This is a genomic window from Pseudomonas sp. JZ114 (assembly GCF_051027705.1).
Lineage (GTDB): Bacteria > Pseudomonadota > Gammaproteobacteria > Pseudomonadales > Pseudomonadaceae > Chryseomonas > Chryseomonas luteola.
In genome coordinates this window covers 2,506,433-2,517,996 of sequence record NZ_CP069256.1, presented here as the reverse complement: position 1 = coordinate 2,517,996, position 11,564 = coordinate 2,506,433, and the positions used below count along the sequence as shown (strand labels likewise).

The window sequence follows — 11,564 nt, the reverse complement described above, 5'->3', positions numbered from 1 at the left end:
GCTAAATGACTGAAAAGCTTGTAACTTCTGCTCAAGTGAGTAGAATGATGCGCCTCACCTGTTGGTGACGTTCGTTATGGTGGTCCTGCCGGTCCCCCCGCAACGATCAGCCGTGAACCCGGTCAGGTCCGGAAGGAAGCAGCCGTAGCGGTGACATCGTGTGCCGGGGTGTGGCTGGTGGGGCCACCTCCATTCTTAAAGCGTTCAGCTTGACTCTCTAATCAACTTCTCGAATTTGCTGCTTTTACGGGCAGATATTCTCGCGTTTAGCAATAGTCTTTTGCCATGAAGGCACTTTGCTACCGCTCGTCTGTCTGTCACAATTTTTCACGCTTAAGATTGAATTAATTAACGTATTTCATTTCTACAGCGTGACGTAGGTCCTAGTTGTACTGCAGCGCTTGTCTGTATGTGTTGTTCTGACCTGCTTGTCAAAGAATATTGTTCAGCGTGCATCCAGTAGTCCTTTCTACAAAAGGATGAGGAAAGGGCTGCAATAATAAAATTCAAAGGATGAGCAAAAAATGGAAAGCATCCAGACATCAGTATCCCCAGAAGAGCCTGTTTCATTCGTATCTATCATTCAGAAAACTGTGCAGGAGGCATGGGCTGTGGTTTATGCACATGGAGGAATCATTTCGGAGTTCAACAACGAGCAGGAAGCTAAATGCGAAGCAGAGCAATGGGGCGGGGTGTGGTTCCGTCTTAACGTCTGATAGTTTTCTCTAGCATCTGTGCGGCTGATTGGCAGCTGCACAGCTGTGCGCAATAACCGCCCTCCTTATTTTTCTTTTCAGTTGCCTTGTCTAATCATATGATGATTAGAGCGCTTTCTATCAATAACAATACGTCTTTGCGCTGATCGAGCAACGGCCTTCAACAGTCGTTAAGATGCTTGTAGGTCAGAGCAGGCGAGGGCGAGGTCTGAATGTCGAATAATTTTCACGCATCAGCCGTAGATAAACTGGGTAGCTTGATCGCTTCCGGGCAATTCAAGCCTGGGGATGCGCTGAAAGTCGAGGCGGATCTTGGTGAGGAGTTGGGTGTCAGTCGAACGGTCGTGCGGGAGGCCATCAAGACACTGGTCGCCAAGGGCATGATCGAGGTGGGCCCCAAGGTGGGAAGCCGTGTATTACCTCTAAATCGGTGGAATCTCTTCGATCCCCAGGTGGTGGCATGGTTGAGTCGTGGCGGCTTGCCCGAGAATTTCGTCAAGGATCTGCTTGATTTACGGCGTGCTATTGAGCCAGTGGCTGTGCGCTGGGCTTGCGAGCGTGCAACACCTGAGCAGATCAGGCGCGTCCAGGCAGCCTATACAGCGTTGGAAGCTTCGCTTTCAGGTGGAGATTACAACAGTGCCGACCAGCACTTCCATGAGTGCGTCCTGGCGGCCAGTCACAACCAGTTCATCGAGCAAATGGTGCCCGCGCTAGGCGCCTTGCTTGCCGTTTCCTTTCAGATTTCGTCTGTCGATCCTTCAGAGTTGCAACGAACACTGCCCTTGCACAAGGAGCTGGCGGATGCCATTGCTGCGCGAGATTCCTCTCGGGGCGTTTGGGCATGCATGACGTTGATCGACAAGGCTGCTGTCACGATTTCTAAATATGCTCAGGCTAGTAGTTAGCGTGAGCTGTGCATTCATAACTACAAATAAGGATGCTTTATGGAGTGGCAACCGGTTATATCCCATCGCTTTAAATTAGCGGAAGGTCCTTTTTGGGATGAGCCCACCCAGGCGTTGTACTGGGTGGATATCGTAAGTAAGAAAGCCTGTCGACTGGAGGGGGGGCATTACTCTGAATGGCAGGTGACCGAGCCTGTTTCGGCCTTTATTCCCACGATACGCGGAGATGCGTTGCTGACCATGGTCAGTGGTGTTCACCGCCTGGATCTGGAGTCACCACCGCATGCACCTTCACTTTCACTGTTCTGCGTACCGGATCCTATTGAGGGGAACCGTGCCAATGAGGCGCGCTGCGACGCGGCAGGGAATCTGTGGTTAGGCAGCATGCAGAACAATATAGGTGAGCAGGGCGAAGACCTGCCGATCACCCGTCGTTCAGGTGGATTGTTTCATATCGGTCCTGATGCGAGGGTCACTCGTCTGGCCAGCGATATCGGCATTGCCAACACGCTACTCTGGAGTACAGAGGGGGATTGCGTTTACACCGCCGATACGCTGGAAAGCGTGATCTACCGTCATACTATTAGTGCCAAGGGGCTTGGCGAAAGAACAGTTTGGGCGCAGGCCCATGAGCGTGGTCATCCGGATGGGTCTGCCATGGATTCGCAGGGATATGTCTGGAATGCGCGCTGGGATGGCCACTGTCTGATTCGATTTGCTCCAGACGGTTGTGTCGACACGATTATAGAGCTACCGGTGTCCCGGCCCACCAGTTGTGTGTTTGGCGGACACGACCTCAAGACGCTCTATGTCACGAGTGCGGCAGGTGATCAGCCTCTGGATGGTTCTGTGCTTTATGCGCGTGTGGATGTGGCCGGGATGCCGTGCCATCGCTTCATGGGTTGACGTTAAGCGACTCGATTTGTGATCCAGCGCTTCTCTTTTTTCGATTGCTCAAGGAAGAGTTGCAGTCGATCGAGTCCAATCATATTATGATATGACTGTTTCGCCTGGCCTGTCTTATTACATCAGTCAGGTGTCAGCACAATTTGATGCAGTACACGCTAGCTATTCAATAAAAATAAGGAGGTAGCTATGTTTCGTGGCCGTGGGATTTCTTCCCTGGTGAAATCTGCCTTGGCAGCTGGTGCGCTGGGCCTTTCGTTATCTGCGGCTTCGGTCGCCCATGCCGAAGAAGTAAAGATCGGTTTTCTCGTCAAGCAACCTGAAGAGCCTTGGTTCCAAACCGAATGGGCTTTTGCAGAAAAAGCTGCGAAAGACAAAGGCTTTACCCTCCTCAAGATTGCTGTACCTGATGGTGAAAAAACGCTTTCCGCTATCGATAGCCTGGCGGCTAACGGTGCTAAAGGCTTTGTCATTTGTCCGCCTGATGTTTCCCTCGGCCCAGCCATCGTGGCCAAGTCCAAGATCAATGGCTTGAAAGTCATGGCCGTGGATGATCGCTTTGTCGGCTCCGATGGAAAGTTCATGGAAGACGTGCCTTACCTGGGCATGGCCGCTTTTGATGTAGGGCGTCAACAGGGCGAGGCAATGGCCGCTGAAGCCAAGAAGCGCAACTGGAAGTGGGATGAAACTTACGCGGTCATCAACACCTTCAATGAGCTAGATACCGGAAAGCAGCGTACCGACGGCTCTGTAAAGGCGTTGCGTGACGCCGGTCTGCCAGAGGACCACATCATTTATGCTCCGCAAAAGACGCTGGATGTCCCCGGCAGCATGGATGCCACCAGCTCCGCACTCGTCAAGCTACCAGGTAGCGCCAAGCACCTGATCGTAGGTGGTATGAATGACAACACAGTGCTGGGTGGTGTGAGAGCGACTGAAAGTGCCGGTTTCAGTGCTGAAAACGTGATCGGAATCGGCATCAACGGTACAGATGCTATCGGTGAGTTGAAAAAGCCCAACAGCGGCTTCTTCGGCTCGATGCTTCCCAGCCCACACGAAGAGGGCTACCAGACCGCCACCATGATGTACGAATGGGTGACTACCGGCAAAGAGCCGCCCAAGTACACCGCCATGGACAAGGTTACGCTGATCACACGCGAAAACTTCCAACAGGAACTCGAAAAGATCGGGCTCTGGAAATAACCGTCTCCTGCATTATCCGGTCCGCCTGACGGACTCCTTGCAACCTTGCGACGCCTCTATGGCGTCGCTTTAGGAGGTGATATGGAAGCATTACAGCAGTCGGTGCAGGGCGAAAGCCTTGCGTTCCAGGGCATTGGTAAGACGTTTCCTGGCGTCAAGGCGCTGTCCGACATCAACTTCACGGCTCGCCCCGGCTCCGTACATGCCCTGATGGGAGAAAACGGTGCAGGCAAGTCAACATTGCTCAAGATTCTGGGTGGCTATTACCAGCCCAGTAGCGGTCATCTGCGCATTGGTGATCGTGATATGGTCTTCAAGAACACGGCGGACAGTATCCGTAATGGCGTAGCCGTGATTCACCAGGAACTTCAACTCGTTCCGGAAATGACTGTGGCTGAGAACCTGTTTCTGGGTCACTTGCCGGCCCGCTACGGCATTGTTAACCGTGGGCGTCTTCGTCAACAGGCTCTGCAATTGCTGAAAGGCCTAGCGGAGGAAATCGATCCGAATACGCGCGTCGGGCGTCTGTCCCTGGGGCAACGGCAGTTGGTGGAAATTGCCAAGTCCTTGTCTCGTGGCGCCCATGTAATTGCATTCGATGAGCCCACCAGCAGCCTGTCTGCCCGTGAAACCGAGCGGCTGATGGCAATCATTGCGCGTTTGCGCGATGAGGGAAAAGTCATTCTTTATGTTTCGCACCGAATGGAAGAAGTCTTCCATATCTGCGATGCCGTCACGATCTTCAAGGATGGACGTCATGTGCGCACATTCGAGCGCATGAGTGAAACCACGCCGGATCAGCTGATCACCTGCATGGTAGGACGTAGTCTGGACGATATCTATGACTATCGTCCCCGTGAAAAGGGCGAAGGTTGTTTGAACGTATCCGGCTTGATGGGGCGTGGTCTGCAGCAGCCAGTCAGCTTTGAGGTTTGCCAGGGTGAAATCCTTGGGCTCTTCGGGCTGGTTGGAGCAGGGCGTACCGAGTTGCTCCGCCTGCTATCAGGTCTTGAACGGCACAGTGCGGGCGTGCTCAAGCTCAAGGGCGAGGCGCTGACGCTTCGCAACCCACGTGATGCCATCGCTGCTGGCATTCTGCTCTGTCCCGAGGATCGCAAGAAAGAAGGCATCGTTCCGCTGGGCAGCGTGGCCGAAAACATCAATATCAGCGCACGTCCGCGGCATGCAACCTGGAGCTGCCTGCTTCAAAGCCGCTGGGAAAAGGAAAACGCTGAAAAGCAGATCCGCGCATTGAATGTAAAAACACCTACGCCTTATCAGAAGATCAAAAACCTTTCGGGCGGTAACCAGCAGAAGGCCATCCTGGGGCGCTGGCTGTCCATGCCCATGAAGGTGTTGCTGCTGGACGAACCTACACGCGGCATCGATATCGGTGCGAAATCCGAAATCTACCAGATCATTCACTCGCTGGCGGCCAAAGGCATTGCAGTGATTGTGGTGTCGAGCGATCTCATGGAAGTCATGGGGGTTGCGGACCGCATCATGGTCATGAGTGAAGGTGCTGTAACGGGTGAGCTGGCACGTGCCGAGGCGACCGAAGAGCGTTTGCTGGAGCTCGCATTGCCCCGTACGCGCGCCTGATATGTAACAAGCCTGCGTTGCCTTGAAGGCTTCGAAATACAAAAACAATTGAGGTGTTCCATGTCCACGCAAAACAACGCCTTGGCGGCACCGCGCCGTAGCTTTGATACTCGCCGTTTTATTGATGACTGGGCGATGATGCTGGCGGCCCTGGCGATCTTTGTTCTCTGTACCTTGTTTATCGATAACTTTCTTTCGCCGCTCAACATGCGAGGGCTAGGGCTGGCAATCTCCACAACGGGGATCGTCGCCTGCACCATGTTGTTCTGTCTGGCATCTGGGCATTTTGACCTGTCTGTAGGCTCGGTCATTGCCTGTGCGGGCGTCGTCGCAGCGGTAGTAATGCGCGAATTCAATAGCGTGGCGCTAGGGGTAACCGCTGCACTGGCAATGGGGTTGTGCGTAGGACTCATCAATGGGCTGGTCATTGCCAAACTCAAGATCAATGCCTTGATCACAACCTTGGCGACCATGCAGATTGTACGCGGTCTGGGTTACATCTTTTCCAACGGCAAGGCCGTAGGCGTAATGGAAGAAAAGTTCTTTATCTTTGGTAATGGTCAGATGTTTGGTGTTCCGGTGCCGATTTTGATCACACTGGTATGCATCCTGTTCTTTGGCTGGCTGCTCAACTACACCACGTTTGGACGCAACACGCTGGCTATCGGTGGTAACGAAGAAGCCGCCTTACTGGCGGGTGTACACGTTGATCGTACCAAGATCATCATCTTTGCTATGCAGGGTGTGATCGGTGCGTTAGCGGGCGTGGTTCTGGCTTCGCGTATGACCTCCGGCCAGCCGATGATAGGGCAGGGGTTCGAGCTGACCGTGATCTCGGCATGTGTGTTGGGAGGGGTGTCGCTGGCCGGTGGTATCGGCATGATTCGTCACGTCATTGCTGGCGTGCTGATCCTGGCAGTGATCGAGAACGCCATGAACCTCAAAAATATCGACACGTTCTACCAATACGTCATCCGTGGAACGATTCTGCTGCTGGCCGTTGTAATCGACCGCTTCAAGCAGCGCTGATACCTAATGGAGACCTCACGGCACGCGTGCTGACACGTGCCGATGAGGCCGCTTTTGCCTGTGACCCGGCCTATCCCATAGATAAGAGACATCCACCATGTCCACAAAAAAGACCACCCTGCGCTCGGCCCAGTGGTTTGGCAATGCCGACAAGAACGGCTTCATGTATCGCAGCTGGATGAAGAACCAGGGCATCCCGGACCATGAGTTCCAGGGCAAACCCATCATCGGGATCTGCAACACCTGGTCCGAACTTACCCCTTGCAACGCCCACTTCCGCAAGATTGCCGAGCACGTCAAGCGCGGCGTCTACGAAGCCGGCGGTTTTCCCGTCGAGTTTCCCGTCTTCTCCAATGGCGAGTCCAACCTGCGCCCCACCGCCATGCTGACCCGCAACCTGGCCAGCATGGACGTGGAGGAAGCCATCCGCGGCAACCCGGTCGATGCTGTGGTGCTGCTGACCGGCTGCGACAAGACCACCCCTGCGCTATTGATGGGCGCTGCCAGCTGCGACGTACCCGCCATCGTGGTAACCGGCGGGCCGATGCTTAACGGCAAGCACCACGGTCGCGACATCGGTGCCGGTACCATCGTCTGGCAGATGCACGAGGCCTATAAGGGTGGGCTGATCGACCTGAACGAGTTCCTTTCTGCTGAAGCTGGCATGTCCCGCTCGGCCGGTACCTGTAACACCATGGGTACTGCCTCCACCATGGCCTGCATGGCTGAAGCCCTGGGCACCTCGCTCCCGCATAACGCTGCGATCCCAGCCGTGGATTCGCGTCGCTATGTTCTAGCGCACCTCTCTGGCATGCGTATCGTGGACATGGTGCATGAGGACCTTCGCCTGTCGAAGATCCTGACCAAGGAAGCCTTCGAGAATGCCATCCGCGTCAATGCTGCCATCGGCGGTTCGACCAATGCCGTGATTCACCTCAAGGCCATCGCCGGGCGTATGGGCGTAGACCTTGAGCTGGACGACTGGACGCGGGTCGGTCGCGGTACGCCTACCATCGTCGACCTGCAGCCGTCCGGTCGCTTCCTGATGGAAGAGTTCTACTACTCCGGTGGCCTGCCGGCAGTGATTCGCCGGATGGGTGAGGCAAACCTGCTGCCGCACCCTGATGCCCTGACCGCCAATGGCCAGTCGATCTGGCAGAACTGTGCCGAGGCGCCGATCTACGGGCAGGATGAAGTCATCCGTACGCTGGACAACCCCATCCGCAAGGACGGCGGCATCTGCGTGTTACGGGGCAACCTGGCACCCAAGGGAGCAGTGCTCAAACCCTCTGCTGCCACACCGGAGCTGATGCAGCACCGGGGCCGTGCGGTGGTGTTCGAGAACCTGGAGCATTACAAGGAGCGTGTGCTCGACCCGGACCTGGATATCGACGAGACCTGCGTCATGGTGCTCAAGAACTGCGGACCAAAAGGGTATCCGGGCATGGCTGAGGTGGGCAACATGGGTCTGCCACCCAAGCTGCTGGCCAAGGGCATTACCGACATGGTGCGTATTTCCGATGCGCGCATGAGTGGGACGGCCTACGGGACGGTGGTGCTGCACGTAGCGCCGGAGGCTTCGGCAGGTGGTCCGCTGGCGGTGGTGCGTGACGGTGACATGATCGAGCTGGACTGCGAGAACGGCCGCCTGCATCTGGATATCAGCGATGAAGAGCTGCAGGCCCGCTTGGCGGACTGGCAGGACCCGAACGCCAACCTGCTCGGTGGTGGTTACCGCAAGCTGTACGTGGACCACGTGCTGCAGGCCGATGAGGGCTGTGATTTTGACTTCCTCGTCGGCTGCCGTGGCTCCGAGGTGCCGAGGCACTCGCACTGATCTTCTTTAAGGTAGCCCGGCCATTTCAGGCTGGGTTATCTTCTGAATGCCTTGATTTCTCTGGCCTAGACCCCATCTCTTGAGTCTGGCTAAAGGGTGTCCCGTACATGACTCGATATAGGAATATGAGGCGAGTCATAGGCTTTTGGATGCAATTTACCCCTTGCTTCGCTAGCATTAGCCGACTTCTTTTTCTTCGCCGTGTCAGGTATCGATGAGTTATCAGGTTCTCGCTCGCAAATGGCGTCCGCGCTCTTTCCGTGAAATGGTCGGACAGACCCATGTGCTTAAAGCCCTGATCAATGCCCTGGATAACCAGCGCCTTCATCACGCTTATCTCTTTACCGGCACGCGTGGGGTGGGTAAAACCACCATTGCGCGTATTCTGGCGAAGTGCCTGAATTGCGAGACCGGCATCAGCTCGACCCCCTGCGGGGAGTGTTCGGTCTGCCGGGAAATCGATGAAGGTCGTTTCGTCGATCTGATCGAAGTGGATGCTGCCAGCCGCACTAAGGTAGAGGATACCCGGGAGCTACTGGATAACGTGCAGTACGCCCCTACGCGTGGTCGTTACAAGGTTTACCTCATCGACGAAGTCCACATGCTCTCGACCCATAGTTTCAACGCACTGTTGAAAACATTGGAAGAGCCGCCGCCTCACGTTAAATTCCTGCTGGCAACGACCGATCCGCAAAAGCTCCCCGTTACCATTCTGTCGCGCTGCCTGCAGTTTTCGCTGAAGAACATGCCGCCTGAGCGTGTGGTTGAGCACCTGACCCACGTGTTGACCGCTGAGCAGATTCCTTTCGAACAGGATGCCCTATGGTTGCTGGGGCGTGCTGCCGATGGCTCGATGCGCGATGCGATGAGCCTGACCGATCAGGCGATTGCCTTTGGCGAAGGGCATGTTCTGGCTGCCGATGTACGCGCCATGCTGGGTACGTTGGATCAAGGACAGGTATATGGTGTATTGCAAGCCCTGCTGGAAGGCGATGCCCGCGCACTGCTCGAGGCCGTACGTCATCTTGCCGAGCAAGGTCCTGATTGGGCAGGTGTGCTGGGCGAGATGCTGAATGTTTTGCACCGTGTGGCGATTGCCCAGGCGTTGCCTGAGGCTGTGGATAACGGTCAGGGTGATCGTGAGCAGGTTTTGGCCTTGGCTCAGGCGCTACCCGCCGAAGATGTGCAATATTATTACCAGATGGGGTTGATTGGGCGTCGAGATCTGCCGTTGGCGCCTGATCCTCGTGGAGGCTTTGAAATGGTATTGCTGAGGATGCTGGCCTTCCGACCGGCTGAGGGCGGCGGCAGTACACCCAAGGCTGCGTTAAAGACGTTGGGAGCCAGTCAGGCCACGACTGACTCCAAGCCAGAACCGGTGGCCGCTCCGTCTGCACCATCCACGCCGGCTCAGTTGCCTGTTGCGCCAGTCACTCGCCCAGCGCCCGTGGCGAAACCCAGTCCCGCTCCGGTTAAGTCCGAGCCTCGGCCGGAACCGGTAACGGCTTCTGCATCCCCTGTTGCGAAAGAGCCAGAGGCCTCTCAGACAAGCGAGCCTGTCGATCTACCCTGGGATGAACCTACAACGGCCATCAAAACGCCGGTAGAGCCAACCCATGTGGTTCCGATGGCAACCGAAACGTCGGAGGCCACTGTAATTGAGCGGGTCGTTGACGAGCAGGACAATGAAGGCTTGGCAGACGACGAGCCACCGCCTGCCGATGATTATTACAATGCCGAGTCCGATTACGGCTATTTGGACGAGCTGACCGAAGGCGTACTGGCCGAGGCGCCGGCGACGGCCCCAGAGCCCGTACCGGCAGCCAAACCTGCAACCGGACTTGCCGCCGAGTGGATCGAATTGCTACCTAAGCTAGGCTTAGGAGGCATGACTGCAAGCATTGCGGCAAACTGTACGCTGGTGTCGGTTGAAAATGATGCATGGCACCTTCATCTGGATCCAAATCAGAGCGCATTATTCAACACGAACCAGCATCGCCGTTTGAATGATGCCTTGAATCAATACCAAGGGCGTACGATCAAGCTGGATATCACACTCCAGACGCCCGAGCAGGAGACGCCAGCACAGGCTGCCGCTCGCAAACGTGCGGAGCGTCAGCGGGAAGCTGAGGCGTCCATACAGAATGATCCGCTGATCCAGCAAATGATGGAACAGTTCGCGGCTGTAGTCCGCGCGGACACTATCGAGCCGGTCAATTCCAAGGACTGACCGGGTTCTCAAACCAGACGAGGTAAACAGACATGTTAAAAGGTGGCATGGCCGGCCTGATGAAGCAGGCTCAGCAAATGCAGGAAAAAATGCAGAAGATGCAGGAAGAGCTGGCAAATGCCGAAGTGACCGGTCAGTCCGGCGCCGGGCTGGTCAGCGTCGTCATGACAGGTCGCCACGATGTCAAGCGTGTATCGCTGGATGACAGCCTGATGCAGGAAGACAAGGAGATTCTGGAAGACCTCATCGCGGCTGCGGTGAACGATGCCGTTCGCAAGATCGAGCAGAACAGCCAGGAAAAGATGTCTGGTATGACTGCAGGCATGCAGCTGCCGCCTGGATTCAAGATGCCTTTCTAAGCATCTAGAGGCTTATGGTCACGCCGTTGGCCGTTCTGGCTGGCGGCGATCCAGGCACGTTAACAGACGATAGCCTGTCTATACTTTTATCTATCTCCATTCGAGATTTCTTCATGAGTTTTAGTCCTCTCATTCGACAGTTGATCGACGCGCTACGCATTTTGCCTGGGGTGGGCCAGAAATCAGCCCAGCGTATGGCCATGCAGATGCTTGAGCGTGACCGGAGCGGGGGCCTGCGCTTGTCGAGTGCCTTGCAGGCAGCCATGGAGGGAGTAGGGCATTGCAAGCATTGTCGTACCCTGACGGAAAACGAACTGTGCCCTCAGTGCGCTGATCCGGATCGGGATGATCAACTGCTTTGCGTGGTTGAGTCACCGATGGACGTCTTTGCCGTTGACCAGACGGGCTTTCGTGGGCGTTATTTCGTGCTGAAAGGGCACCTGTCTCCTCTGGATGGTCTCGGCCCGGAGGCGATCGGCATTCCAGAGCTGATGGAGCGTATCGAGCAAGGTGCCTTCCAGGAAGTCATTATTGCAACCAACCCGACAGTGGAAGGCGAGGCGACGTCCCATTACATTGCGCAGCTATTGAAACCGCGCGGTTTAACTATTTCCCGGATTGCCCATGGTGTCCCCTTGGGTGGTGAGCTTGATCTGGTAGACAACGGCACCCTTACGCATGCCTTTGCAGGCCGTAAGCCGATCACGCTTTGATCGGCGGTACGCAAATTGACGTAAAAAAGCATAGATCTATTCTTGAGAAGCATTATCATTA

Annotated in this window: 10 protein-coding genes and 1 other RNA gene; all 11 read left to right on the top strand. The window is 55.6% G+C overall.

All coding sequences use genetic code 11. The features are described 5' to 3' along the window. Positions 1 to 86 precede the first annotated feature (86 nt). The 11 genes from ffs to recR all read left to right on the top strand — a co-directional run bounded on the left by ffs (position 87) and on the right by recR (position 11,503). Positions 87 to 183, top strand: an RNA gene (ffs, locus tag JQR90_RS11710) — signal recognition particle sRNA small type. 341 nt (positions 184 to 524) lie between these two features. Continuing rightward, positions 525 to 716: a hypothetical protein gene (locus JQR90_RS11705; RefSeq protein ID WP_010794811.1), complete on the top strand. Its 192-nt coding sequence runs from the start codon at positions 525 to 527 to the stop codon at positions 714 to 716. A gap of 212 nt (positions 717 to 928) precedes the next feature. Continuing rightward, positions 929 to 1,624, top strand: a complete 696-nt coding sequence (locus JQR90_RS11700; RefSeq protein WP_010794810.1) for a FadR/GntR family transcriptional regulator — start codon at positions 929 to 931, stop codon at positions 1,622 to 1,624. Positions 1,625 to 1,663: 39 nt separating this feature from the next. Continuing rightward, positions 1,664 to 2,530: an SMP-30/gluconolactonase/LRE family protein gene (locus JQR90_RS11695; protein WP_434140021.1), complete on the top strand. Its 867-nt coding sequence runs from the start codon at positions 1,664 to 1,666 to the stop codon at positions 2,528 to 2,530. A gap of 189 nt (positions 2,531 to 2,719) precedes the next feature. Next, entirely contained in the window at positions 2,720 to 3,733 is a 1,014-nt protein-coding gene (locus tag JQR90_RS11690) for a substrate-binding domain-containing protein (RefSeq protein ID WP_010794807.1), read from the top strand. Positions 3,734 to 3,814: 81 nt separating this feature from the next. Further along, positions 3,815 to 5,335, top strand: a complete 1,521-nt coding sequence (araG, locus tag JQR90_RS11685; protein WP_073450838.1) for an L-arabinose ABC transporter ATP-binding protein AraG — start codon at positions 3,815 to 3,817, stop codon at positions 5,333 to 5,335. Positions 5,336 to 5,395: 60 nt separating this feature from the next. Continuing rightward, complete coding sequence (gene araH / locus JQR90_RS11680; protein WP_010794805.1) at positions 5,396 to 6,364, top strand: L-arabinose ABC transporter permease AraH; 969 nt, start codon at positions 5,396 to 5,398, stop codon at positions 6,362 to 6,364. 97 nt (positions 6,365 to 6,461) lie between these two features. Beyond that, positions 6,462 to 8,201 carry an IlvD/Edd family dehydratase gene (locus JQR90_RS11675; RefSeq protein ID WP_010794804.1) on the top strand — a complete coding sequence of 580 codons (1,740 nt, stop codon included), beginning with the start codon at positions 6,462 to 6,464 and terminating at the stop codon, positions 8,199 to 8,201. A 214-nt stretch (positions 8,202 to 8,415) separates the two neighbouring features. Beyond that, positions 8,416 to 10,431: a DNA polymerase III subunit gamma/tau gene (gene dnaX / locus JQR90_RS11670; RefSeq protein ID WP_010794803.1), complete on the top strand. Its 2,016-nt coding sequence runs from the start codon at positions 8,416 to 8,418 to the stop codon at positions 10,429 to 10,431. Between the two features lie 32 nt (positions 10,432 to 10,463). Continuing rightward, positions 10,464 to 10,790, top strand: coding sequence for a YbaB/EbfC family nucleoid-associated protein (locus JQR90_RS11665; RefSeq protein ID WP_010794802.1), 327 nt, complete (start codon positions 10,464 to 10,466; stop codon positions 10,788 to 10,790). 113 nt (positions 10,791 to 10,903) lie between these two features. After that, on the top strand, positions 10,904 to 11,503 hold the full coding sequence (gene recR / locus JQR90_RS11660) for a recombination mediator RecR (protein WP_026003868.1): 600 nt from the start codon (positions 10,904 to 10,906) through the stop codon (positions 11,501 to 11,503). The last annotated feature ends 61 nt before the right edge of the window (positions 11,504 to 11,564 follow it).